Below are 22,550 nucleotides of genomic sequence, written 5' to 3'. Positions count from 1 at the left end.
CTCCTCGATGCGGCCATCTTGACGAAATTCATGCGCGGCGAAGCTGACGGCAGCCTGAAGGGACGCGACCACCCGCTTCAGCTTCGTGTCAGCCAGACGGATCATGGAGGGTCATCGGAAGAGGACGGGAACGAGCATGCGCATCCTGCTGATCGAGGACGACACGGTGCTTGGCGCGGCGGTGCGCGACCAGATCGCGGCCGATGGTCAGTCGGTCGATTGGGTGATGCGCCTCGATGCGGCCGGCGACGCTTTGAAATCCGCGTCCTATGACCTGATCCTGCTCGACCTGATGCTGCCGGACGGTCGCGGGATCGGCTTCCTGAAGAGCCTGCGCGCGCGCGGAGACGTGACCCCGGTCATCATCCTGACCGCGCTCGACCAGGTTTCGGATCGGATCGAGGGGCTGAACGCGGGCGCCGACGACTATCTTGTGAAGCCCTTCGATCTGGCCGAGCTCTCCGCCCGGATCGGATCAGTCGCCCGGCGCTACAGCGGCAACCCGAACCCCATCGTCAGCCACGGGCCGCTTGAAATCGACCTCGCCGCGCGCAGCGTTCACCGGGATGGCAAACCAGTGCAACTGACGGCACGGGAATGGGCGCTGTTCGACGCCTTCCTCGCACGCCCCGGTCAACTGCTGTCCAAGGCACAGCTGGAGGAGAAGCTCTACGCCTTCGATGCCGAGGTGGAGAGCAACACCATCGAGGTCCATGTCAGCCGCCTGCGCAAGAAGCTCGGGGCTCCGGTCATCGAGACCGAGCGCGGCATGGGCTACAGGCTCGGCAAATCATGAAATGGCCTGCGAGCCTTCAGGGCCGGCTCGGCCTGTCGCTCGGCCTGGCGCTTACGGTGCTGTGGCTGCTCGCAGCGACGGTAACGGCCGTGATCGTCCGGGGCGAGCTGGACGAGGTCTTCGACAGTGCCCTGCGGGAGACTGCGGAACGGATCCTGCCGCTTGCGGTGACCGATATCGTCGGGCGGGAAGATCAGGGCGTGACGCAGCGGCTCGCGCCCATCCGGGAGCACGACGAATTCTTCACCTACCTCGTGCGCGATGCCGAGGGGCGCATCCTGCTGCAATCGCACGCGGCCGACCCTGCCGTGTTCCCACCTTGGGACGGTCAGGGGTTTCGGCAGACCACCACCCACCGGCTCTACAGCGACGCGGCGCTTCAGGACACGATCCGGATCACCGTGGCCGAGCCGCTGGCCCATCGCGCGTCGGTCGCGCGTGAGATCCGGATGGGGCTCGGCCTGCCGCTGCTGATCGTCCTGCCGGTCGCGCTTGCGGCCATCATCCTGGCGGTCCGCTTCAGCCTGGATCCCCTGCGCCGGTTCCGTGCGCGGCTCGAGGCGCGTGGCGCCCGAGACCTGTCGGAGGTGCCTGCGGGTGATCTGCCGACGGAGATTGGTCCGCTGACCGAAACCCTGAACAGCCTGCTGGCCCGCTTGCGCGAGGCGTTCGAGGCCGAACGCAGCTTCGCGGCCAATGCCGCGCATGAGTTGCGCACGCCGCTGGCCGGCGCAATCGCCCAGGCACAGCGGCTGAAAACGGAGACGCACGAGCCGGCGACCGAAGCTCGTGCCTCTGAGATCGAGGCGACACTCAAACGTCTGACCCGACTCTCTGAACGCCTCATGCAGCTCGCGCGGGCGGAAGGCGGGAGGCTGCGGGTGGACCGAAGCGCTGACCTGAGGGCGGTCGCCCGTGTGGTGGTAGACGATCTCGGACGCGCCATTGCGAAGGAGCGCATCGCGCTTAGGCTGCCAGGAACAGCCGTCATGTCCGATATCGACCCGGACGCCTTCGCCATCCTGTGCCGCAACCTCATGGAAAACGCGCTCCGTCACGGAGCCGAGAACACGACGATCGACGTCACGTTGACCGCGGACGGGATGCTTTCCGTCGCGAATGATGGCCCGGTCCTCCCGCGCGACACTCTAGACCGCCTCACGACGCGCTTCGAACGGGCGAATGCAAGCACCGATGGCAGCGGGCTTGGCCTTGCCATCGTTGCGGCCATCGCAGACCGGATCGGAAGCTCGCTCGTATTGAAATCGCCGCGACCTGGTGGATCTTCCGGTTTCGAAGCATCGCTCAGGTTGCCGACCGATGTTCTCGGGTCCGGGCTTGTGGTCGACGCGTAGTCCGCGACAAGTGCCGGTAACTCTGGGAGCGCCAGCCGCGCAGCCCGGATCATCGTCGCCCAAGCGGCGGGAACCTGCCATTGCTGTAGAGCTATCCAACGCCCGAAGGGGTCCACAGAGCGCCCGACGGTGCTCCCTTCAGCTTGGGGCGGCTTGTTGCCGTCGTTCGCTGCGGGTTTCACGAACGACTGCTAAGGTGAAGGTTTTCTGATGCGGGTCGCGGGGTAAGGGTGGCGTTTTGGCGGGCGAACGACCCGCGTTGGAAAAGCTCCCAAGGAGGAAGCCGCGAGGGTCTTGGTGATACTATGGGGAAAGAGCGCTGGCGGTTGTTTCGACGTTGATGTCGGTGGGCCGTTTTACGTTTTGCGCGGAGCTGTCCAAGCAGGTTTTCCAGCTCTGTCGCCATGTTGCACCCGCCGGGTTTCGTTGCTTTGCGGCCTGGTGCCGTGCTGATACCTGATGGGCGCAGGTGGCTTGGGCCGGACCTGCATGGAACAGCGAGCATGGGTTGATGATCTGTGACGGGCGGTCGTTCATGCGGCCTGTTCCCTTGCACATCAGTCCTGTTTTTCGCGAATACCTCACTGTCCAACTCAAAGCAAAACCGCTCCCCCAGTCTCATAATCATGTCTGCGGGTTTCAACTGGCTTTCACGTTCAACGATACCCATGGATTTTGGAATCAGCACCAGCCGAAACCGATCCGATCGCACTCGCTCTTCAAGAATAGCCTGCCAGCGTTGCTCTGGCGTTTCTGGGAATTTCTCAGGAGCGATTTGAAGGAGAAGATCGAAATGATGCTCCGTCAGCCATTTATAAATTAGCTTCGCATAGGCCCGTCGGATTTTACCTTTGCGAAAGTTCGCAACATAATCCTTTCCCATCGCGATCTTCCGCCCGAGAGCGGCATCCATGATCTGATACACCGTCAGATTGAGAAGCTTCCCCACATTAAAAGTCAATTTATAGAGCTGCATGCGCTCCTCTTCAGACGCCTTCAGCCAATCAATATCCACAAAAAATTCCTGCTGCCGAATACCCGTTCTTACCCGCAGTCTGCCTCATGATTTGCCATTCTGACCAGCTTATTTTCAGGTCAGTCACTATCATTAAGTGCAAATAACGCTTTGGAAAATAGGACTACTATCCTATTATGTTCTTATTTTGTTCTTGCGTGCATGCAATGCAGGAACTCAACAGAGGAGACCAAAGTAACGCACAAACAGGCAGAAAGGACACGGAACATGACCGACACACCCCCAGATTTTAACCCAGAGACCGCACCGCCGCGTCTCACCATCGACTGGGACGCCTATCTGCCGTTCTTCGAGAATGAAGAGATTTCCGATCAGGACAAACAAGAGCTGATCGAAGCCCTCTGGGCGATTGTCGTGAGCTTTGTCGATCTCGGATTTGGCGTCCATCCCGTCCAGCATGTCTGTGGACAAGACATCTCTTTGCCTGCCCCACCGTACAGCGATGTGGTAGACTGTGAGGTAACACCAACAGATCAAAACGACACCATGCCTTTGGACAGCACACCACAGGCAGGAGAAGGGAGTCCCGATGTTTGATACCACCCCAACACAAGCCCTTATTTACTGCCGCGCCTCTTCGACCAAACAGAAGCTCTCTGGCGGTGGATTGGAATCTCAGGAGCAGCGGTGTCGGCAATATGCCGAGGCCAAAGGCTATGACGTTGCGGTGGTCTTTCCCGATGATGCGTCAGAGGGACAGTCGTGAAACGCCCCGGCATGGTCGCGCTTCTGAACTTTCCGCCCGTGGGGCCAAGGTGAAATGCCTGAACGTCACCCTCGAAATACGCCCGAGGGGCGCTTTGCCGAAACCATCTTCGCAGCCCAAGGCGAATTGGAACGGGAACATAACCGCCATCAGACATTGCAAAAGATGCGCGCTCGCATCGAAAAGGGCTATTGGGTGTTCAGTGCGGCGATCGCGATCAGCGCAGTCGTGAGCATGGCAAACTTCTGATGCACAATGAACCTGCGGCGTCTTCCGGTCAGGCAGCATTGGAAGGCTATGCCTCGGGGCGTTTTCAGACCCCGACAGAGGTGCGCCGCTTTTTGCAGAAGCACCCGCAGCATCCAAAAAACACCATCCACCCTCAACGTATTCACGACATACTGCCCGTCCCGTTTATGCGGACATGGTCGACACCCCTTCATGGGGTATTTCCTTGTGTCAGGGCTTCCATGAGCCCCTGATCAGCTATGAGACCTATTGCCAAATTCAGGACCGCCTGAACGGCAAACCAACAGCCCCAATGCGCGTGGATATTGACGAGACCTTTCCGTTGCGTCGGTTTCTGCTCTGCGAAGACTGCGGCAAGCCCATGACGGCTTGTTTCTCGACCAGCCAGACCGGCGCGAAGCACCCGTATTACTGGTGCAAGACAAAAGGCTGTCCAAGTCACCGCAAAAGCATTCGTCGCGCCAAGGTCGAGGAAGACTTCGAAGCATTTCTTGGCACGCTGCAACCGACCAAAGGGTTCTTCGACTTGCTTCAACGCATGGTCTCGGATGCATGGGCGGCACGCTCGGCTTTGGAGAACATGTCGCGGGAAGACGCCAAGCGCCAGCTCGTCAAGCTCAACGGACAGATTGCCAATCTCGTGGAACGGATCATGGACAGCAACCAGCCTGCGGTGATTGCCGCCTATGAAAAGAAAATCAGCGCCTTGGAACAGGAAAAGCTGGTGATGAAAGAGCGGATACAAACCGCAGGAAGAAAAAACACGCAAAGGGACGTATTACGAACTCGCCCTCGCATTTTTATCAAGCCCACAAAGGATTTGGCAGGAGGGGAATTTTGCGTGGAAGCGGATCGTCTTAAGATTGGTCTTTTTGGAGCCAATTATCTATTCCCGAGAGAAAGGTATTCGAACTCCAAAAACTACCTTACCATTCAAGGCTTTAGAGGTGTTTCAGGTGGAAAAATGTGAAATGGCGCGCTGGGGAGGATTCGAACCCCCGACCCCTTGATTCGTAGTCAAGTACTCTATCCAACTGAGCTACCAGCGCGCGGGGTAGGGGCGATGTACAGAGAGTCGCGGGGGGGCGCAAGAGGCCTTTGTCATTTTTTTGAAAAACTTATCATCGCGCGTGCGATTGTCATTCGGCGGCCTCGGTTGAGACGGACATTCCCGCCTGTCCCGGCACCGAGATCGAAAAGCCTTTCGGCAGATGAAGCTCGAAGGCTGTGCCCGTCTCGTCACTGCGCTTGAGCAGCAACCGCCCGCCATGCCCCCGGACGAGTTCGGCAGAGATTGCCAACCCAAGACCGAAACCGCCCTTGCGCGTGCCGCCCTGAAAGGGTTGAAACAGGTATTCGCGTGCTTTTGGCGGCAGCCCCGGTCCGGTGTCCGTGACCGAGAGCACCCATTCCCCCTCGTCCTCGCGCCCGGCAACGGAAATCTCACCGCATTCGCCGGTCGCCATGATCGCCTGTCGGGCATTGCGCACGAGGTTCGAAAGCACCCGATGCATCTGCTCGCGATCCGCGCGCACCACCATGGTGGCAGGGATGTCCTCGGCAAAGGACAGGTCGAAATCGCCGATGGCGAGACGCTCACCTTCGATCACCTCGGCCACGAGCTCGGCCAGGCGCACGCCGGTGAGGGTCGGTGCGGGTTCCTCCGCCTTGCCGAAGGCCAGCGTGGTCTCACAGAGGTTCACCGCGCGCTGGATCGAATTCACCAGCTTTGGGGCGGAGCGGGTCACCGCCGGGTCTTCCGACATTTCGAGCCGGTCGGTGAAAAGCTGAGCCGTGGTGAGAATGTTGCGCAGGTCGTGCGACACCTTCGCCACCGCCCCGCCCAATTGCGCCAGCCGTTCCTTTTGCCGCAGAGAGGCGGTCAGTTCCGTCTCCATCGCCTTGAGCGCCGCTTCGGCTTCGCGTAGCTCGGCAACCTTGGCGGAGGGTTCGATGATCCGCCGGGTGTCCTCGGGCGCTTGGGCATAGGAGGTCATCGCATGGACCACCCGCTTGATCGGGCGCACAAGGAGGGCACGCACCGCGAGGAAAAGCAGCCCGGCGGTGAGGAAAGAGATCACGGCAGACAGGAGCAGAATGCGCAACCCGTAGTCGATCATCGCAATGCGCAAAGGCGCGGTCGGCAGCGTCACCTCAATCAGAAGCCCCGCCTGTTTCACCGGGTCGCCGATCACACGGATCACACGCTCTTCGGGATCGAACAGCGTCACCATGGCATCGCGGATCAACTCCAATGCACTCGCGTCGCGCAGGTCGTAAGTGGCGTGGATCTGCTCAGGGATCGGAGACGAGAGCACCAGTTGGCGAATCTCGTTGCGGCGCAGCACGACGTTATAGACACCGGCATTGGCGAGAAGCTCGTCTTCGAGGTCCATATCGAGACTGTCGTTGGCAAGAAGCGCAAGAGAGGCGATCTGGGCGCGTTCCAGCCGCGACAACAGGAAATCCTCACGGAACCGCGCGACGGAAGGGACAAAGATCATGATCTCGGCGGCCATCACGAAGATGACCGTCAACATCAGGAACCGTCCCGTCAGCGTATTGAGAAACCGCGGCAGTTTCATCCTGTCCCTTATGGCAAAAGCCTCTGAATCACTTGCACGACCCGTTTGAGCTTTCGATTATCGAAAAGTCTCGGGATAAAATAGGCACTTGTCACACGTTTGTTAAGCTCAGCCAATGTCGGATAGGGCGCGATCATGCCTGCGATCTGGCTCATCTTGAGCTTTGCCGAGATCGCAAGCGACCAAAGCGCGATCAATTCACCCGCCTCAGGCCCGACGATGGTCACGCCGACGGGCCGCGATTTGACCACCATGAGCTTGATGAACCCCGGCCCGGCCCGGCCCGTCGCGATGGCCCGGTCATTGCCCAGAAGCTCCGCCCGCACCACCTCGAGCCCGTCACCATAAAGCGCCCGCGCCGCCTCTTCGATCACCCCGATCTGGGCAAGCTCAGGGTCGGTATAGGTCGCATGCGGAATATGACCCGCGCGCAGCTTGGCAGGAAGACCGAACAGCAGCCCCCGGATCGCCACCCCGGCCTGATAGCCCGCGACATGGGTAAAGCGCGGATGATCGGACAGCACATCGCCCAGCGCATAGATGCGGCGGTTCGACGTCCGAAGAGTCGCGCCCACCTGGATACCGTCTTTGCTGCGATCCACATCGGCGTGCTCAAGCCCAAGCTCTTCTGAATTGGCGCGCCGTCCGGCGGCCAGCAGAAGATGCGAACCGGAAAGGCGCGACCCATCCGAGAGGGAGAGAGAGATCGCCCCGCCCTGCCCCGCAACTTCGCTGACCTCTATCTCTTCAAGAATGCGGACGCCCTCCGCGATCAGGGCTTGTTTCACCAGACCAGCCGCCTCGACATCCCCCCGCGCCAAAACCCGGCCCACCTCGATCACCGTCACCTTGGCCCCGAACCGGACGAAGGCCTGGGCCATTTCCATGCCGATCGGACCGCCGCCGAGAATCATGAGATGCTCGGGGCATTCGGACAGGGTCCAGAGCGTCTCATTCGTCAGATAAGGCACGTCCGACAACCCGGGGATGGGCGGAATGAAGGGCCGCGATCCCGTGGCAATGACGAAGCGGCGCGCCTTGATCCGCGTATCTCCAGCCTCCACGCGTTTCGGCGAGGTGAACCGCGCCTCTTCCCGGATCACGGTGCAGCCAAGGGATTCGAACCGGTCCTGACTGTCATGCGGCGCGATGGTGGCGATGGTCTGTTGCACATGGACCATGGCTTCGGAAAAGCTCATCCCGGATGCGGCGCCATGCAGCAGCGCCTTCGAGGGCACACAGCCCGTGTTGAGACAATCACCGCCCATCTCGCCCTTCTCGATGAGCACGACCCGCGCGCCCATCTGGGCTGCACCCGCCGCAACGGAGAGCCCGCCGGACCCGGCCCCGATGACGCAAATGTCGGTCCTGATCGTCTTCATGCGCGCTCCACCATGGCCCCCTTGCGCCAAGCCTTCCACAAAACCGGCAGAAGCGCGAGCAGGCAGAGGCCCAACAGGGGCAGAAGAATGAAGGGCTCGAAAATCACTCCGAGATCGGGCGCCTCACCTCGCTCGAACACCTCGCCCAGCCCGGCGCCGACAGAGGTATAGACCAGAGCCCCCGGCACGATGCCCAGCGCGGTGGAAATCACGAAGCGATGAAAGGGTACGCCGAACAGGGCGGGCAGAAGGTTGGCGACGAAAAACGGCACCACGGGCAGGAACCGCAACAGGAACAGCATGGACCATTGGTTTTCGTCGATGCCCCGCTTGATGCGATGAATGCGCCCCTCCGAGGCGTCGATTCGGGACGCAAGCCAATCGCCAAGCCCCCAGCGCGCCGCAAGGAACAGAAGAGACGCTCCGAGCACCGCCCCCGTCATGTTGAACAGCACCCCCGGGAACAGCCCGAACAGGAAACCGCCCGTAAGCGTGGACACCGTCGCCCCGGGCAGCGACAGCGCAACGATGCCGGTATAGATCGCAACGAAGACCAGCACCGAAAGCGCTCGATGGCTTTCGGTGAAGGCAACGAGCCCGGCGCGATTCGCCGACAGAGCCTCGAAGCTCAGATGCCCGCGCAACAGCACAGCCAGCATCACCGCACAAAGCGCAAAAAGCACCAGCGCCCAGAGATGCCGTTTGCCGCGTCGATCCGTGTCGCTTTGCACAAGCCCGCCTTTCTGTCGCAGGGTCCATCACAAGGGTTGTGCCAGCATGCGCAATCCGGCAGGACTGCGCCAGTCTTTCGCCGCAGGTCTCACGCGCCGGTGATCATCTGTCAGGGCTTTGCCCCTTATCAACCATCGTGTCGGCCATTTTGTTACAGATTTCCGGCGCATGAGAATTGACAACCGCCCGCGAGCCTCCTATTGGCAGGGCTTCGAACGATTACTCGCCTTCGAATCCCTTGTCATGCGCCAGATCGGCAGTGACGATCGGGTTTGGGCCCCAACGCAACCGATGGAGATGGCGCGATGAAACGCACCTATCAACCGAGCAACCTCGTCCGCAAGCGCCGTCACGGCTTCCGTGCCCGTATGGCCACCAAAGCCGGCCGCAAGGTTCTGAACGCGCGCCGCGCTCGTGGCCGCAAGTCCCTCTCCGCGTAATTCGCGCTTCCGGGACCGCCTGAACAGGCAAAGCTGATGACACCGCCGAACGCACCCGAGGACAAGGCACTTGCCGACGCCGAAGGGTTGCAGTCGGCGGTTTTGTCATGCCTGCATGATGCATCCCCCCTCGTGACATTGTCGAAACGCAACGATTTCCTGAAAGCCGCCCGCGCGCGGCGCCAGGGAACGTCGAGCTTTCTCTTGCAGGGCCGCAAACGCGACGCCACGGAGCCCGCCACGGGCATCCGGGTCGGCTATACCTGCTCCAAAAAGGTCGGTAACGCCGTCGCCCGCAACCATGCCAAGCGACGCCTGCGCGAAGCGGCCCGTCTGGTGATTCCCGAGCTTGGTCGCGACGGGTGGGATTACGTGCTGATCGGCAAGAAGAGCGACACAAGCGCGCGGCCCTTTGATCTCCTGCTGAAAGACCTCAGATATGCCCTGAAGAAAGTCCATGGAGACACTGAATGACCCCGCTCGCCTTTGTCATCTCCCTGCCCGTGCGCGCCTATCGCAAGGCGTTCTCGCCTTTCGTCGGGCACAATTGCCGCTATCAGCCGACCTGCTCGGCCTATGCAATGGAAGCGCTGGAAAAACACGGCGCAATCAAGGGCACATGGCTGGCCGTCCGCCGCATCGGGCGCTGTCACCCACTGGGCGGCATGGGGTACGATCCCGTGCCCGAGCCGAAATCCAAATCTGCCGCCCCGGACCGCAAAGCCTAACGGTCTTTCGTTTCCTTGCGCTCAAGCACCCAGTGCCCGACGCCACAGGTGCGACTGCTCAGCCGGTCCCCCTCCCCGGCACCCACCGACAGAAGCCCCTCTGCGGGAATATCGAGCACGCCATAGGCCGTGACGCCGTCCTGAATGCGCCGATAGCCGAGCTTCTTGTCCCAGATCACATCTGCCATGGCGAACAGACCCAGCTTGTGCCCTCCCTGCCAGGCCACAGCGCCTCTGGCCGCCCCGAAGACATGCGGCACGGAACAGAACCAGGTTTCCTCAATCTTCTCCTCGGGCAAATCCGGGATGGCAATTCTGAGCTTCGCCATCTCCTTCCCCGCTACAACCTTCATGTGAACAATATTCATACGATTGGAAACATCTCGTTCAGGCATAATGCACCCCCTCTTTCAAACAGGCTCATTCTCTCACACTCAACGATCTTCGTCCTTGATCCGGCGCACTGACCCTCTTGCGAGACTGAGGGAAAGGCCCTATTCCCGCGCCATGCTTGATGATCTCGACGATATCCATCCGCTGTTCCACGGCGCGCCCTCCACCACGGAGTTCAAGAAACTGCGCAAGCGGATCATCCGCAATGTGCGCGAGGCGGTCGAGCAATACGGCATGGTCGAACGCGGCGCGAAATGGCTCGTGTGCCTCTCCGGCGGCAAGGACAGCTATACGATGCTCGCCGCCCTCTACGAGCTGAAATGGCGCGGCATGTTGCCGGTCGAGCTTGTGGCCTGCAATCTCGATCAGGGTCAGCCGGGCTTCCCCGCGACCGTGCTGCCGGAATTCCTTGAGAAAATGCAGGTGCCGCACCGCATTGAGTATCAGGATACCTATTCCATCGTTATGGACAAGGTGCCGCAAGGGCGGACCTATTGCGCACTCTGCTCGCGCCTGCGTCGCGGCAACCTTTACCGGATCGCGCGCGAGGAGGGCTGTACCGCAATCGTCCTTGGACACCATCGCGACGATATTCTCGAAACCTTTTTCATGAATCTCTTCCACGGCGGGCGGCTTGCCACCATGCCGCCGAAGCTTGTGAACGAGGAAGGCGATCTGTTCGTTTACCGTCCACTCGCCCATGTCGCCGAAGAAGATTGCGAGAAATTCGCCCGGGCGATGAATTATCCCATCATCCCCTGCGATCTGTGCGGCTCGCAGGACGGGCTGCAACGCCAGCAGGTCAAACAGATTCTCGACGACTGGGAGAAAAACAGCCCCGGTCGCCGTCAGGTGATGTTCAAGGCCCTGACCAACATCCGGCCGTCGCATATGATGGACCCGAAACTCTTCGACTTCCTTGGCCTTACGCGCACGGAGCGCACGGCCTCGGATTCGAATGATGAAAATTCTATGGAAATCCCAAGGTTGCGTTAACCGACCGGCCACTTTCTTGGGGCATGTTCCAGGGTGTCACAGGCCAGTCCGGCCACAGAACAGACGCCACGGAACAGACCGGGACAAGAACCATGCCGAACGACATCGCAGCCAAGCTTTACCGCCTGCGCGATGCCCTGACGGGGCCACAGACACTCGCTTTCCTCCCTGCGCTGTGCCTCGGCGCCTATTGGTTCGGCGGCGAAAGCCTTCTCATTGCCTGCGCACTCCTGTTGCCAGCGCTCGCGGCCTTTCTGAGCGTGACGAATGGTGTATGTCGCCATGGCCCTGTTGCGCGCGATGGCCTCACCGGACTGCCCCTGCGACGGGCGATCACCGACACGTTGGACCAGTTTCTTGATGCCCGGGACACGACGGGCCGCACCACCGCCTGCCTCGTCGTTGAGATCGACGATTTCCGTGCGCTCGGCTCGGGATTCGGCGCCTCCGCAAGCGATGACATCCTGATCGCCGCGACCCGTCGCCTTCAGGATGCTCTGCGCGATCACGACACCATCGCCCGGCTCGAAGGCGCACGTTTCGCCATTGCACTTGCGCCGGTCCGGCGCGCCGATCTCGAATCCCTCATTCAACTGGCCTCCCGCCTACAGGCGGCTCTGTCCGAACCCTTCTCGATCAACGCGAGCAAAATCTTCGCCACGGCCTCCATCGGGTTCTGCATGCCCAATCGCGCCCCCGCCGCCTCGGGTCAGGCCTTTCTCGACGCCGCAGAAATCGCCCTGAGCGATGCGCATCACAATGGCCCCGGTTCGATCCGCGCCTATTCCCCGGCCATTTCGCCACGCACACTCGACCGCATCAGTCTGAACACCGATGTCGGCGAAGCGCTTGAGAACGGGCAAATCCTGCCCTGGTTCCAGCCACAGATTTCTACCGATACCGGTGAGGTCTCCGGCATGGAGGCGCTCGCGCGCTGGGCTCATCCCGAACAGGGCATTCTCACCCCCGGTCAGTTCATGTCGGATATCGAAGAACTCGGCCTCCTGGAACGTCTGAGCGAAGTGATGCTCTATCACGCTCTGAAAGCGCTCAAGACCTGGGATCGCGCCGGTTTTCATATCCCTTCCGTCGCCGTCAACTTTTCACCGACCGACCTCGCCAATCCGAAAATCGTGGACAAGATTCGATGGGAACTGGATCGCTTCGAGCTGCTGCCTTCTCGTTTGAGCGTGGAAATCCTCGAAAGCGTCATTTCCTCCTCGGACAACGACACGATCACCCGCAACATCTGGGCGCTCAAGGAAATGGGCTGCGGCATTGATCTCGACGATTACGGCACAGGTCATGCCTCCATCGCCAACATTCGCCGTTTCGCCGTGAAACGTATCAAGATCGACCGTTCCTACGTATCGCGCTGCGATCTCGATCGGGATCAGCAAAGCATGCTGGCGGCCATTCTCACCATGGCGGAGCGGCTCGACCTCGCGACCCTTGCCGAAGGTGTGGAAACCGTTGGAGAACATGCCATGCTCTCCCAGTTGGGGTGCAATCATGTACAAGGCTTTTCGATCTCCCGCCCGATGGCCTTCGAGCAGACGCTCGCGTGGATGGAAACCCACAATCGCAAACTGGCGCAGGCGCCGCAGATCGGACGGCGCGCGAGTTGATCACTTTCCGGCATTTTCCTGAGGAAATAGCCGAAACCGCTTGACCTCAGGGCTTCTGGGAGGTTGAACCACCCGAGACTGAATTCCAAAATCGGGCGGCCTAGATGGACGATCAAAACAAGAACCTGATTCTTGCCGTGGTGCTGAGCGGCATCGTAATGCTTGGGTGGACGATCCTGTTCCCCGCGCCGGAGACCGTGACGGATCCGAATGCGACGGTGACGGAGGTTGCCAATACTGACGCCGGGCAGACGACCGCCGTCGCACCGCCGGCGGCAACCGGCACTGCGGAGGCTCCATCCGTTGCGGAAACGGCTTCTGCCTCTGCCGAGGCGCCGCGCATTGCCATCGAGACCCCGCGTGTCATCGGCTCGCTCTCCCTCGTCGGCGGTCGCATCGACGATCTGTCCCTCAAGGATTACAAGACGGAAATCGACGGCGACGAGATCGTGACTCTGCTCGAGCCCGTCGGCGATGCCACCCCCTATTACGCCACCTATGGCTGGGCCCCCGGTGGCGCATTGACCGTTGAGGACGTCCCGGGCGCCAACACGCTCTGGAGCGTGGAAAGCGGTTCGGAACTCACCCCGGACAGCCCCGTCTCCCTGATCTGGGACAATGGCAAGGGCCTTGTTTTTCATCGTGAAATCTCGATCGACGACAATTATCTCTTCACCATCACCCAATCCGTGGAGAACGCGGGCGATGCCGCCGCCCGGCTCTTTGCCTATGGCGTCGTGGCCCGTCACGGCACGCCGGAGCGCACCGTGCGCTCGCCCGTCCTGCACGAAGGTCTGGTGCGCCTTTCCGACAAGGAACTGGACGAAGAGAAATACAAGAACATCGTCGATTTCGATTACGACCCACGCGAAGGTGGCAAGGTTTCGGTCGTGTCCGTTGAGGCCAACGGCTGGACCGGTTTCACCGACAAGTACTGGATGACCTCTCTTGTGCCGCAACCCGGGCAGAGCTTCACCTCCGTGGCGAAATACGTCGAGGCCGGCAATATCTATCAGGTCGAGACCCGCATGCCGACGGTCGACGTCGCTCCCGGCGCCAGCGTGACGACCACCTCCTTCCTCTTCGCCGGTGCGAAGGAATGGGAAACGATCAAACATTATCAGGATGACAACGGCTTCTACCGTTTCGTCGATTCGATTGACTGGGGCTGGTTCTGGTATTTCACCAAACCGATTTTCCGCATTCTGCACGCGCTGCATGGGCTGATCGGCAACATGGGCTGGTCCATCCTCATTCTGACCCTGATCATCAAGGGCATCATGTTCCCGCTGGCCTATAAATCCTACGTCTCCATGGCGCGGATGAAAGAGCTTCAGCCGGATATGGAGAAGCTCAAGGAACAGGCCGGTGAGGACAAGGAAAAACTCCAGCGCGGCATGATGGAGCTTTACAAGAAGAACAAGGTGAACCCGGCCTCCGGCTGTTTGCCGATCCTCTTGCAGATCCCGGTGTTCTTCTCGCTCTACAAGGTGATCTTCGTCACCATCGAACTCTACCACGCGCCGTGGATCGGCTGGATTCGCGACCTCTCCGCACCGGATCCGACCTCGATCCTCAACCTCTTCGGCCTGCTGCCCTTCGCGGCGCCGGAGGCCGGTTCGGCCCTGGCCTTCCTGTCGCTCGGCGTGTTGCCGATCCTCCTGGGGATCTCGATGTGGCTGCAACAGAAACTCAACCCGGCGCCGACCGATGCGTCGCAGGCAATGATCATGGCCTGGATGCCCTGGGTGTTCATGTTCATGCTCGGCAATTTCGCCTCGGGTCTGGTGCTCTACTGGATTTGCAACAACACGATCACCTTCACGCAGCAATATCTGATCATGTGGAGCCACGGTCACCGTCCAGACGTGTTCGGCAATGTGCTGCGCTCGCTGAGGCTCAAGAAAAAGGGCGCCTGAGGGCGTGAATAACGATGGATCTACAGTTTCCCATCGCTGAACCAGATGCGGCGGCCCTCGAAAAGGGCCGCTTGCTGTTTGCAGGCGAGACAGAATTTCTCAAAGGCGTCGTCGCGATGGACGGCATGCCCCCGGACGACCGGCTCGAAGTCTGTTTCGCGGGCCGTTCCAACGTCGGAAAATCGTCTCTGATCAACGCGTTGACCGGGCGCAAGGCGCTTGCCCGCGCCTCGAACACCCCGGGCCGGACGCAGGAGATCAACTTTTTCACCTGTGCCGACAGCCATTACCTCGTCGATCTTCCCGGCTATGGCTTTGCCAAGGCCCCGGTGAAAACCGTCGAGAAATGGCAGCGCCTGCTCAAGGCCTACCTGTCCGGTCGCGCCACTTTGCGCCGCGCTTTTGTTCTGATCGACAGCCGCCATGGGGTGAAAGAGGTGGACGAGGAGATCATGACGCTTCTCGACAAATCCGCCGTGACCTTTCAGGTTGTGCTGACCAAGGCCGACAAGGTCAAGGAAGTCGAACGTCTGCAAGTCATCGAACAGGTGCGCGCGAAGATTTCCAAACACCCGGCCGCCTACCCCGAACTCATCGTCACCTCCTCGGAAAAGGGCTGGGGCGTCGATGTCCTGCGCGCGGTGATTGCGACCCTCGTCTGATCCGCTTGGCCTCGGATCGGGAAGCCTGTATTGAGGGGCAAACCCTCATCTGGATTCCCGAACATGAAGAAGCAAGACATGAACAGAGACTGGATCGCCACCGCCCGCACCCTTTCCCAAGCGCTGCCCTATTTGCAGCGATATGAGGGCGCGACCGTTGTGATCAAGCTGGGCGGTCATGCCATGGGCTCGGACGAGGCGATGGAAAGCTTTGCCCGTGATGTCGTGTTGATGCAGCAGGTCGGCGTGAAACCCGTTGTCGTCCATGGCGGCGGCCCCATGATCAACAAGCTTCTGGCCGATCTCAATATCCAGTCCGAATTCGTGAACGGCAAACGCGTCACCGACAAGGCCACCGTCGAGGTGGTCGAGATGGTGCTCTCGGGTCTCGTGAACAAACGCATCGTTCAGGCGATCAACGGTCAGGGCGGGCGGGCCGTCGGGATTTCCGGCAAGGACGCCAATCTGATGATCTGCGAACAGACCCATCCCGATCTGGGCTTTGTCGGCACGCCGGTGGACATGGACCCGTCGATCATCAAGGAACTGGGCGACGAAAACCTGATCCCGGTGATCGCCCCGGTGGGCGCGGGCCGGAATGGCGAGACCTTCAACGTCAATGGCGACACGGCCGCAGGCGCTATCGCGGGTGCGCTGAAAGCGGACCGACTACTGCTTTTGACCGATGTGTCGGGTGTGAAAGGTGCGGATGGCGCGGTGCTGACCTCGCTCAATTCCGCCCAGATCAAGCAGCTCACGGAGGAGGGCATCATCGCCGGTGGCATGATCCCGAAAACCGAAACCGCGCTCGATGCCTTGAAAGACGGCGTGCGGGCCGTGGTCATCCTCGACGGGCGTGCGCCCAATGCCTGCCTGCTTGAGCTTTATACCGAACACGGGGCTGGCTCGCTCATTCGCGACACCGAACCCCGGATCAAGCCGCACGAGGCATGACACGCCGCCTGATCCTGATGCGTCACGCGAAATCGAGCTGGGACGATCCCCGGCTCGATGACATTGACCGCTCACTCAATGCCCGCGGTCAGAGCAATGCCAAGACGATGGGCGCGTGGCTCAAGGCGCAGGGGTATTTCCCGGATCAGGCACTGGTCTCGGTCGCCACCCGCACGCAACAGACTTTTGAACGGGTCGCACAAGGGCTTGGCATGCAGCCCGAGCTGCGCGTGATCGACAGGCTGTATCTCGCCTCCGAGCTGCGGATCTTGCAGGAATTGAAGAAAGCGACCGGCCAGACGGTCCTGCTCATCGCACACAATCCCGGAATCGGTGAATTCGCCGCACGCTTCGCCAAAAACCCGCCCGCGCACGGTGATTTCCTGCGGTATCCAACCTGTGCCACGACCGTGTTCGAGCTTGGTGCAGAGAACTGGTCCGAGGTGCGATATGGTGCCAACCCGGTTCTTGACTTCGCAATCCCACGAGAGATCGACATATGAAAAAGGCGCCCCGGGAGGCGCCTTCTTTTGCGATGTCCAAAAACCTCAGTGACCGAGGATCTGCGACAGGAAGAGCTTCGTCCGTTCCGATTTCGGATTGTTGAAGAACTCTTCCGGTTCGTTCTGCTCCACGATCTGGCCCTGATCCATAAAGATCACGCGGTTTGCCACCTGACGCGCGAAACCCATCTCGTGGGTCACACAAAGCATGGTCATGCCTTCTTCCGCCAGTTCGATCATGGTGTCGAGCACCTCCTTGATCATCTCCGGGTCGAGCGCCGAGGTCGGTTCGTCGAAGAGCATGATGCGCGGCTTCATGCAAAGCGAGCGGGCAATCGCCACACGCTGTTGCTGACCTCCCGACAACATGCCGGGGTATTTGTGAGCCTGATCCGGGATTTTCACCTTTTCAAGGAAATGCATCGCGATCTCTTCGGCTTCGCGCTTGGGGGTCTTGCGGACCCACATCGGTGCCAGCGTGCAGTTTTCCAGAATGGTCAAATGCGGGAAGAGGTTGAAGTGCTGAAAGCACATGCCGACTTCCGAGCGGATCTTGTCGATGTTCTTGAGATCCGAGGTCAGCTCGGTCCCGTCAACGATGATCTTGCCCTGCTGGTGTTCTTCGAGACGGTTGATGCAGCGGATCATCGTGGATTTCCCTGAGCCGGACGGCCCCGCGATGACGATCCGTTCGCCCCGGTTCACCGTCAGGTTGATGTCACGGAGAACATGGAATTCACCGTACCATTTGTTCATGTTCGTGATCTGGATGGCCACCTCGTCGGAGACGGTCATGTTGGAACGGTCAATTTGACGTTCGACAGCTTGAGACATGGTCGTCTCCTTTCTTAACGATGATCGGTGCGGAGCTTGCGCTCCAGCCACTGAGAATAACGGGACATGGCGAAACAGCAGATCCAGAAGACCCCGCCGATGAAGATGAACAGCTCCCAATAGATGCCGTTCCACGCTGCGTTGGCGCGAATGGCGTTGGAAAGGCCCAGCATATCGTAGATGCCGATGAACATCACAAGGGTGGTGTCTTTGAACAGACCGATGAAGGTGTTCACGATGCCCGGGATGGAGATTTTCAACGCCTGCGGCATGATGATGAGGCGCTGAGCTTTCCAGTAATCGAGACCCAAAGCGTCGGCCGCCTCATACTGGCCTTTCGGCAGGGCCGCGAGGCCGCCCCGGATCACCTCCGCCATGTAAGCCGACGAGAACAGCGTTACCATGATGATAACCCGCAAGGTCAGATCAAACGTCGTGCCCGGCGGCAGGAAGTAGTTGAGCAAAAGCGAGGCGGTGAACAGGAGCGTGATGAGCGGCACGCCTCGGATGAACTCAATGAAACCCACACAGATGGTTTTCACAATGAACAGGTCCGACTGACGACCCAGCGCCAGGACGATGCCGATGGGCAGTGAGAGCGCGATGCCGGAGATGCCGATGATCACACAGATCATGAAGCCGCCCAAGTCGCGGCTTTGGACCTCTTCGAGATGCCCCAAGGGCGCGACGGAATTGAGGCCCTCGACCACCGACGGACCGATGAACAGCCACCAGACGGCAGCCACCGCAACTGCGGCAATGGCCGAGAGCGCCATGGAGCCGAAACGATCCACGAGTTTGAAAGCGATCCCGCCTAGGGCAAAACCGAAGGCGACAGAAGTCACCCCCCAAATCGTGCCGCCCCAGACCAGCCAGACGAGCAGGAAGGGGAAAGCCATCGTGAGGTAGAGCATCTTGCGCGGCACCTTGTCGAACAGCACCGGAGCAAGCGAGGCCAGCATCAGGACGAAGGCCAAATTGGCACGCCAGTATTGTGTCTCCGGGTAGAACCCGTAGAGCAACTGGTTCCAGCGCTCATGGATCACCGCCCAGCAGGCGTGATGGGTGTTGCCGTAGGTCTCGTTCATGATGACACGGCACTGCGCCAGAGAGTCCGCGTTCCAGACCCCGCCAAAAATCCACGGCAGGGTGGCCGCGAGCACCTTGTAGATCACGAACAGGGAGACCAGCGTCAGCACAGTGTTAAACCAGCCGGAGAACAGGTTGTCACGGGCCCAGCGGGTGAACCCGACCTGAGACCGCGGCGCGGGTTGCTGATCCAGCATCTCCTTGCGCACATAAGCGAGGGATTTTGTCGTTTGGCTCATCTCAACGCTCCTTCAGCTTCACGGATTTGTTGTAGATGTTCATGCCCGAGGAAATGATCAGGCTGACGATCAGATAGATCAGCATCATCAACAGCATGCATTCCAGCTCTCGCCCCGTGGTGTTGAGCGTGGTGCCACCCAGCGTCGAGCGAAGGTCCATATAGCCCACGGCCAGCGCGAGCGAGGAGTTCTTCGTCAGGTTCAGGTATTGCGAGATCAGCGGCGGAATGATCACCCGCAGAGCCTGCGGCAGGATCACGAGGTTCATCGTCCAGGACGGGCGCAGCCCCAGCGCGAAGGCGGCTTCGGTCTGGCCTTTCGAGATCGCGAGAATTCCCGAACGAACGATCTCTGCAATGAAGGAGCCGGTGTAGAAACTCAGCGCCAGCCACAGCGCCAGCATCGAGTTGCGCATGTGCAGACCGCCATCGAAGTTGAAGCCCTTGAGCTCCGGATAGGACAGCGAGACCGGGCGGCCCATGACGAAATAGACCAGCACGGAGGGCACGATCAGAATGCCCAGCTTGATCCAGAAATTCGGCAGGTGCTGGCCGGTTTCCTCGAAATGGCGGTTCGACCATTTACCAAAGGCCCAAATGCCGAGAAGCGACAAAAGGAAAGCGATGACCACAACACTCGACCCGCTGCCCCAGACCGGCGCCGGAACATAAGTACCGCGATTGGTCACCGCCACACTGTCCCAGAACCACATGGAGGCCGCCGGGTCTTCGCCCCGAAAGGCGCGCGGCGCCGGCAGGCCTTCGGAGAGCACCGCCATGAAAGCGAGAATCCACAAAAGCACCGGGATGTTGCGGAAGCTTTCGACATAGACCGTCATGATCTTGGCCGTCAGCCAGTTCTTCGACAGGCGCAAAACGCCCGCCACAACCCCGATCACCGTGGCCAGCGTACAGCCCAGAATGGCAATCAGAAGCGTGTTCAAAAGCCCGACAAGCGCGGCCCGCCAGTGCGGGTCATCGGAGGTGTAGGGAATGATCTGCTGGTTGATGTCATAAGCCGCCCGGTTGAACAGGAACCCGAAGTCGATGTCCTTGCCCAGAGCCGAAAGGTTGATGATCGTGTTGCGAATGAGAAAGGCCGCGATCAACATGAACGCGAGCATCGCGATCACCTGAATGGTGATCGAGCGATAGCGCGTGTCATAGATCAGCTGGCTCAGCCGAAAGCCCTGATCTTCCGGCGTGTTTGTCGCTGTCGTCATGAGTGACGGTCCCCTGTTTAGATATAGCCCCACTGCCGCCCGGATTTTCCCGTTCGCATATTCGATGGTCTTGAAGTGAGCAGAGCCAGAAAGGCAAAGGGCGCGGAGTGTATCCCGCGCCCTTCCCTTTTGTCAGTCTTAGCGGAAGGGCGGCGAGTAGATCAGGCCGCCTTCGGTCCACTGTGCGTTGAGGCCACGAGCCAGACCCACCGGAGTGTTTTCACCGATGTTCTTCTCGAAGCTTTCGCCATAGTTGCCAACCTGGGTGATGATGTTCAGAGCCCAAGCGTTGTCGAGGCCGAGCATCGCGCCCAGCTCACCTTCGACACCCAGGAGACGGTTGATCTCCGGGTTTTCGGTGCCTTTCGCCAGTTCGGTGGCATTGGCGGAGGTCACGCCGTATTCTTCGGCCGCGATCATCGCATTGAGCGACCAGCGCACGATGTCGCCCCAGTTGTCATCGCCATGACGCACGAGTGGGCCGAGCGGCTCTTTGGAGATGATTTCCGGCAGAACCACGTAGCCTTCCGGGTTCTCGAAGGAGGCGCGCGAGGCGGCCAGAGCGGAGGCGTCGGTGGTGTAGACGTCGCAAGCACCGGCGAGGAACTGGGTCTGGGCCTCGGTGAAGCTTTCGACCGGAACCGGTTCGTATTCCATGTTGTTCACACGGAAGTAGTCGGCGAGGTTCAACTCGGTCGTGGTGCCGGTTTCGATACACACGGTTGCACCACCCAGCTCTTTCGCAGAGGACACGCCAAGATCTTTCGGCACCATGAAGCCCTGGCCGTCGTAGTAGTTCACGCCGACGAAGGTGTTTTTCAGGTCGACGTCACGCGAGAAGGTCCAGGTGGTGTTGCGGGCCAGCATGTCGACTTCGCCGGAGGCCAGCGCGGTGAAACGCACGGCCGACGTCAGCGGGGTGTATTCGACGGCTTCGGAATCACCAAAGATCGCGGCGGCAACAGCACGGCACACATCCACGTCGAAACCCACGAACTTGCCGCTTGCATCCGGCGCAGCGAAGCCCGGGGTGCCCGGGTTCACGCCACATTTCAGCACACCGCGCTCTTTCACGGCGGCGAGCGTGGAGGAATCCTGGGCCATCGCCGTCCCGGCAGCCAGACCTGCCAGCGTCAGCGCGCCAAGAAATACGGATTTTTTCATATTTACCTCTTCCTGATGTTGCGCCTCTGCCAGGCGCTTCTACCGGTCTTCCCTGTGGACCGGGGGCGATATCGAAATGAGCAAATGCTCTTTCAATGAGCTTAGTTTGGGAGGATTCATTCCAGAACGTCAAGGCCACGATCACAATTATGCATGGCCTCTGCACATTTGATCAAATCCATGGCAGTTCTGCGCGACGATTGGGCTTTCCAGCCGCCCCAGCGCCGCTTAATTGACCACGCGGTAAAACAGCGCCGCCTGAAGAAAGCTCTGGCGCTTGATCTCGGATGCCTCGGACGCCTCTTCATCCTCGCCCCATTGCTCGATCTGGAACGCCTCATCGAGCCGCGACAGCGCCCAGGCTTCCTCGGGCGTAAGCCGCCCTTCGGTCACCGCAAAGCCCAGAATCAGTGACCCCGAAAGCGCCACGAGATCGTGGAAGGCCGCGAGTTCGAACGCGTTCAGCGCATGGGTTCTACGGCGCAATGCCTCAAGCGCGTCCGTCGCCTGCGGGGCATGCATCACCCCCGCGCGTGGCTCCAAACGTACCTCAAGAACCTCCGACGCCCAATCCAGCAGCGGGTCCCAGCCCTCCGCCTGACGCTCTACCAACTCGCGCGGATGTTCGGCTCGGTAGCACAGAAGATCGCTGTCGCCGTAATCCGACAGCATATCGGCGACCTCGGCATGCTGCACCGCCACTTTGTCGATGGCTGCATTGGCACCACGGGTTGCAGGCATTGTGTTCGGGTCAATCGCGCCTTCCTGCGCGTCCCATTCGGCGGCGATCAGCTCGGCCAAGGCCCTGGTCGGCAGAATGAGCGGGGCCTTCGCGGGCGTCCGAACTGGGCGCCCGTCGAGATGTACGGTGAACCCGCCCTCCGTTTCCGCCACGGTGGTGTCTTTCCAAAACCGCTTCGCCGCCCATTCCGCCATGT

Annotated in this window: 25 protein-coding genes and 1 tRNA gene; 15 read left to right on the top strand and 11 right to left on the bottom strand. The window is 60.3% G+C overall.

From position 1 onward, the window contains the following. Positions 1-136 precede the first annotated feature (136 nt). Positions 137-796, top strand: a complete 660-nt coding sequence (locus CEW89_RS15405) for a response regulator transcription factor (protein WP_066710138.1) — start codon at positions 137-139, stop codon at positions 794-796. Beyond that, positions 793-2,151, top strand: coding sequence for an ATP-binding protein (locus tag CEW89_RS15400; RefSeq protein WP_096806487.1), 1,359 nt, complete (start codon positions 793-795; stop codon positions 2,149-2,151). The genes CEW89_RS15405 and CEW89_RS15400 overlap by 4 nt, the downstream gene beginning before the upstream one ends. A 178-nt stretch (positions 2,152-2,329) precedes the next feature. Here the strand turns inward: CEW89_RS15400 and CEW89_RS15395 are convergent, their stop codons facing one another. Further along, positions 2,330-3,166, bottom strand: coding sequence for a hypothetical protein (locus tag CEW89_RS15395; protein WP_096806486.1), 837 nt, complete (start codon positions 3,164-3,166; stop codon positions 2,330-2,332). A 228-nt stretch (positions 3,167-3,394) separates the two neighbouring features. On the opposite strand from CEW89_RS15395, the gene CEW89_RS15390 reads away from it, so the two are divergent. From CEW89_RS15390 to CEW89_RS15375, 4 genes are all read left to right on the top strand, one after another. After that, positions 3,395-3,724 (top strand): hypothetical protein, encoded by a 330-nt coding sequence (locus tag CEW89_RS15390; RefSeq protein ID WP_096806485.1) that lies wholly within the window; start codon positions 3,395-3,397, stop codon positions 3,722-3,724. After that, positions 3,717-3,893 carry a recombinase family protein gene (locus tag CEW89_RS15385; RefSeq protein WP_096806484.1) on the top strand — a complete coding sequence of 59 codons (177 nt, stop codon included), beginning with the start codon at positions 3,717-3,719 and terminating at the stop codon, positions 3,891-3,893. The genes CEW89_RS15390 and CEW89_RS15385 overlap by 8 nt, the downstream gene beginning before the upstream one ends. 54 nt (positions 3,894-3,947) lie before the next feature. After that, complete coding sequence (locus CEW89_RS15380) at positions 3,948-4,142, top strand: recombinase family protein (RefSeq protein ID WP_096806483.1); 195 nt, start codon at positions 3,948-3,950, stop codon at positions 4,140-4,142. Positions 4,143-4,317: 175 nt separating this feature from the next. Further along, the gene (locus CEW89_RS15375; protein WP_096806482.1) at positions 4,318-5,112 is read left to right on the top strand and encodes a recombinase zinc beta ribbon domain-containing protein; all 795 of its coding nucleotides are present in this window, start codon (positions 4,318-4,320) and stop codon (positions 5,110-5,112) included. A 2-nt stretch (positions 5,113-5,114) separates the two neighbouring features. Here the strand turns inward: CEW89_RS15375 and CEW89_RS15370 are convergent. From CEW89_RS15370 to CEW89_RS15355, 4 genes are all read right to left on the bottom strand, one after another. Then, positions 5,115-5,191 (bottom strand) — tRNA-Arg (locus tag CEW89_RS15370). A 90-nt stretch (positions 5,192-5,281) separates the two neighbouring features. Continuing rightward, positions 5,282-6,727, bottom strand: a complete 1,446-nt coding sequence (locus CEW89_RS15365; protein WP_096806481.1) for a sensor histidine kinase — start codon at positions 6,725-6,727, stop codon at positions 5,282-5,284. Positions 6,728-6,735: 8 nt separating this feature from the next. Next, a complete protein-coding gene (locus tag CEW89_RS15360; protein WP_096806480.1) occupies positions 6,736-8,109 on the bottom strand; it encodes a dihydrolipoyl dehydrogenase family protein in 1,374 nt (457 codons plus the stop codon). Next, entirely contained in the window at positions 8,106-8,840 is a 735-nt protein-coding gene (locus tag CEW89_RS15355; RefSeq protein WP_066707181.1) for a TVP38/TMEM64 family protein, read from the bottom strand. Before CEW89_RS15355 ends, CEW89_RS15360 begins: the two co-directional genes overlap by 4 nt. A 306-nt stretch (positions 8,841-9,146) precedes the next feature. Here CEW89_RS15355 and rpmH point away from each other — a divergent pair, with 306 nt between their 5' ends. The 3 genes from rpmH to yidD are packed head-to-tail and all read left to right on the top strand — an operon-like array spanning position 9,147 to position 10,009. After that, a complete protein-coding gene (gene rpmH, locus CEW89_RS15350) occupies positions 9,147-9,281 on the top strand; it encodes a 50S ribosomal protein L34 (RefSeq protein ID WP_043868490.1) in 135 nt (44 codons plus the stop codon). Positions 9,282-9,317: 36 nt separating this feature from the next. Continuing rightward, on the top strand, positions 9,318-9,755 hold the full coding sequence (gene rnpA / locus CEW89_RS15345; RefSeq protein WP_096806479.1) for a ribonuclease P protein component: 438 nt from the start codon (positions 9,318-9,320) through the stop codon (positions 9,753-9,755). Then, the gene (gene yidD / locus CEW89_RS15340; protein WP_096806478.1) at positions 9,752-10,009 is read left to right on the top strand and encodes a membrane protein insertion efficiency factor YidD; all 258 of its coding nucleotides are present in this window, start codon (positions 9,752-9,754) and stop codon (positions 10,007-10,009) included. The genes rnpA and yidD overlap by 4 nt, the downstream gene beginning before the upstream one ends. Here the strand turns inward: yidD and CEW89_RS15335 are convergent. Further along, positions 10,006-10,338 carry a hypothetical protein gene (locus CEW89_RS15335; RefSeq protein WP_096806477.1) on the bottom strand — a complete coding sequence of 111 codons (333 nt, stop codon included), beginning with the start codon at positions 10,336-10,338 and terminating at the stop codon, positions 10,006-10,008. The two genes, yidD and CEW89_RS15335, sit on opposite strands and share 4 nt — an antisense overlap. Positions 10,339-10,516: 178 nt before the next feature. Here CEW89_RS15335 and ttcA point away from each other — a divergent pair, with 178 nt between their 5' ends. The 6 genes from ttcA to CEW89_RS15305 all read left to right on the top strand — a co-directional run bounded on the left by ttcA (position 10,517) and on the right by CEW89_RS15305 (position 17,064). Then, positions 10,517-11,398 carry a tRNA 2-thiocytidine(32) synthetase TtcA gene (gene ttcA / locus CEW89_RS15330; RefSeq protein WP_096806476.1) on the top strand — a complete coding sequence of 294 codons (882 nt, stop codon included), beginning with the start codon at positions 10,517-10,519 and terminating at the stop codon, positions 11,396-11,398. Positions 11,399-11,490: 92 nt separating this feature from the next. Continuing rightward, on the top strand, positions 11,491-13,026 hold the full coding sequence (locus CEW89_RS15325) for a putative bifunctional diguanylate cyclase/phosphodiesterase (RefSeq protein WP_096806475.1): 1,536 nt from the start codon (positions 11,491-11,493) through the stop codon (positions 13,024-13,026). Positions 13,027-13,130: 104 nt separating this feature from the next. Next, the gene (yidC, locus tag CEW89_RS15320; RefSeq protein WP_096806474.1) at positions 13,131-14,945 is read left to right on the top strand and encodes a membrane protein insertase YidC; all 1,815 of its coding nucleotides are present in this window, start codon (positions 13,131-13,133) and stop codon (positions 14,943-14,945) included. A gap of 14 nt (positions 14,946-14,959) precedes the next feature. Then, entirely contained in the window at positions 14,960-15,607 is a 648-nt protein-coding gene (gene yihA / locus CEW89_RS15315; RefSeq protein ID WP_096806473.1) for a ribosome biogenesis GTP-binding protein YihA/YsxC, read from the top strand. Between the two features lie 63 nt (positions 15,608-15,670). Further along, entirely contained in the window at positions 15,671-16,561 is an 891-nt protein-coding gene (argB, locus tag CEW89_RS15310) for an acetylglutamate kinase (protein WP_066707161.1), read from the top strand. Further along, positions 16,558-17,064: a SixA phosphatase family protein gene (locus CEW89_RS15305; protein WP_096806472.1), complete on the top strand. Its 507-nt coding sequence runs from the start codon at positions 16,558-16,560 to the stop codon at positions 17,062-17,064. Before argB ends, CEW89_RS15305 begins: the two co-directional genes overlap by 4 nt. Positions 17,065-17,109: 45 nt before the next feature. Here CEW89_RS15305 and CEW89_RS15300 read toward each other — a convergent pair whose 3' ends face one another. The 5 genes from CEW89_RS15300 to CEW89_RS15280 form a co-directional block, all read right to left on the bottom strand. Next, positions 17,110-17,898 carry an amino acid ABC transporter ATP-binding protein gene (locus CEW89_RS15300; protein ID WP_066707155.1) on the bottom strand — a complete coding sequence of 263 codons (789 nt, stop codon included), beginning with the start codon at positions 17,896-17,898 and terminating at the stop codon, positions 17,110-17,112. A gap of 14 nt (positions 17,899-17,912) precedes the next feature. After that, positions 17,913-19,226: an amino acid ABC transporter permease gene (locus CEW89_RS15295; protein WP_096806471.1), complete on the bottom strand. Its 1,314-nt coding sequence runs from the start codon at positions 19,224-19,226 to the stop codon at positions 17,913-17,915. 1 nt (position 19,227) lies between these two features. Further along, positions 19,228-20,448, bottom strand: coding sequence for an amino acid ABC transporter permease (locus tag CEW89_RS15290; RefSeq protein ID WP_066707149.1), 1,221 nt, complete (start codon positions 20,446-20,448; stop codon positions 19,228-19,230). Between the two features lie 138 nt (positions 20,449-20,586). Next, positions 20,587-21,612 (bottom strand): amino acid ABC transporter substrate-binding protein, encoded by a 1,026-nt coding sequence (locus tag CEW89_RS15285; protein ID WP_066707144.1) that lies wholly within the window; start codon positions 21,610-21,612, stop codon positions 20,587-20,589. Between the two features lie 228 nt (positions 21,613-21,840). Beyond that, on the bottom strand, positions 21,841-22,548 hold the full coding sequence (locus CEW89_RS15280) for an ATP12 family chaperone protein (protein WP_096806470.1): 708 nt from the start codon (positions 22,546-22,548) through the stop codon (positions 21,841-21,843). Between the last annotated feature and the right edge of the window lie 2 nt (positions 22,549-22,550).

The sequence above is a fragment of the Celeribacter ethanolicus genome (assembly GCF_002407265.1).
In the GTDB taxonomy this organism is placed as follows: Bacteria; Pseudomonadota; Alphaproteobacteria; order Rhodobacterales; family Rhodobacteraceae; genus Celeribacter; species Celeribacter ethanolicus.
Note: the sequence above shows the minus strand (reverse complement) of the source record. Positions and strands in the feature narration are given on the sequence as shown.

Excerpts from the sequence above, each read along its gene's own strand:
- rnpA (WP_096806479.1), top strand. The coding sequence starts at position 9,318 with ATGACACCGCCGAACGCACCCGAGGACAAGGCACTTGCCGACGCCGAA.
- CEW89_RS15335 (WP_096806477.1), bottom strand. The coding sequence starts at position 10,338 with ATGGCGAAGCTCAGAATTGCCATCCCGGATTTGCCCGAGGAGAAGATT.
- CEW89_RS15300 (WP_066707155.1), bottom strand. The coding sequence starts at position 17,898 with ATGTCTCAAGCTGTCGAACGTCAAATTGACCGTTCCAACATGACCGTC.
- CEW89_RS15360 (WP_096806480.1), bottom strand. The coding sequence starts at position 8,109 with ATGAAGACGATCAGGACCGACATTTGCGTCATCGGGGCCGGGTCCGGC.
- CEW89_RS15305 (WP_096806472.1), top strand. The coding sequence starts at position 16,558 with ATGACACGCCGCCTGATCCTGATGCGTCACGCGAAATCGAGCTGGGAC.
- yidC (WP_096806474.1), top strand. The coding sequence starts at position 13,131 with ATGGACGATCAAAACAAGAACCTGATTCTTGCCGTGGTGCTGAGCGGC.
- CEW89_RS15390 (WP_096806485.1), top strand. The coding sequence starts at position 3,395 with ATGACCGACACACCCCCAGATTTTAACCCAGAGACCGCACCGCCGCGT.
- CEW89_RS15295 (WP_096806471.1), bottom strand. The coding sequence starts at position 19,226 with ATGAGCCAAACGACAAAATCCCTCGCTTATGTGCGCAAGGAGATGCTG.
- CEW89_RS15400 (WP_096806487.1), top strand. The coding sequence starts at position 793 with ATGAAATGGCCTGCGAGCCTTCAGGGCCGGCTCGGCCTGTCGCTCGGC.
- rpmH (WP_043868490.1), top strand. The coding sequence starts at position 9,147 with ATGAAACGCACCTATCAACCGAGCAACCTCGTCCGCAAGCGCCGTCAC.
- CEW89_RS15280 (WP_096806470.1), bottom strand. The coding sequence starts at position 22,548 with ATGGCGGAATGGGCGGCGAAGCGGTTTTGGAAAGACACCACCGTGGCG.
- ttcA (WP_096806476.1), top strand. The coding sequence starts at position 10,517 with ATGCTTGATGATCTCGACGATATCCATCCGCTGTTCCACGGCGCGCCC.
- CEW89_RS15380 (WP_096806483.1), top strand. The coding sequence starts at position 3,948 with ATGCCTGAACGTCACCCTCGAAATACGCCCGAGGGGCGCTTTGCCGAA.
- CEW89_RS15365 (WP_096806481.1), bottom strand. The coding sequence starts at position 6,727 with ATGAAACTGCCGCGGTTTCTCAATACGCTGACGGGACGGTTCCTGATG.
- CEW89_RS15285 (WP_066707144.1), bottom strand. The coding sequence starts at position 21,612 with ATGAAAAAATCCGTATTTCTTGGCGCGCTGACGCTGGCAGGTCTGGCT.
- CEW89_RS15385 (WP_096806484.1), top strand. The coding sequence starts at position 3,717 with ATGTTTGATACCACCCCAACACAAGCCCTTATTTACTGCCGCGCCTCT.
- yihA (WP_096806473.1), top strand. The coding sequence starts at position 14,960 with ATGGATCTACAGTTTCCCATCGCTGAACCAGATGCGGCGGCCCTCGAA.
- CEW89_RS15405 (WP_066710138.1), top strand. The coding sequence starts at position 137 with ATGCGCATCCTGCTGATCGAGGACGACACGGTGCTTGGCGCGGCGGTG.
- CEW89_RS15375 (WP_096806482.1), top strand. The coding sequence starts at position 4,318 with ATGGTCGACACCCCTTCATGGGGTATTTCCTTGTGTCAGGGCTTCCAT.
- yidD (WP_096806478.1), top strand. The coding sequence starts at position 9,752 with ATGACCCCGCTCGCCTTTGTCATCTCCCTGCCCGTGCGCGCCTATCGC.
- CEW89_RS15290 (WP_066707149.1), bottom strand. The coding sequence starts at position 20,448 with ATGACGACAGCGACAAACACGCCGGAAGATCAGGGCTTTCGGCTGAGC.
- argB (WP_066707161.1), top strand. The coding sequence starts at position 15,671 with ATGAAGAAGCAAGACATGAACAGAGACTGGATCGCCACCGCCCGCACC.
- CEW89_RS15325 (WP_096806475.1), top strand. The coding sequence starts at position 11,491 with ATGCCGAACGACATCGCAGCCAAGCTTTACCGCCTGCGCGATGCCCTG.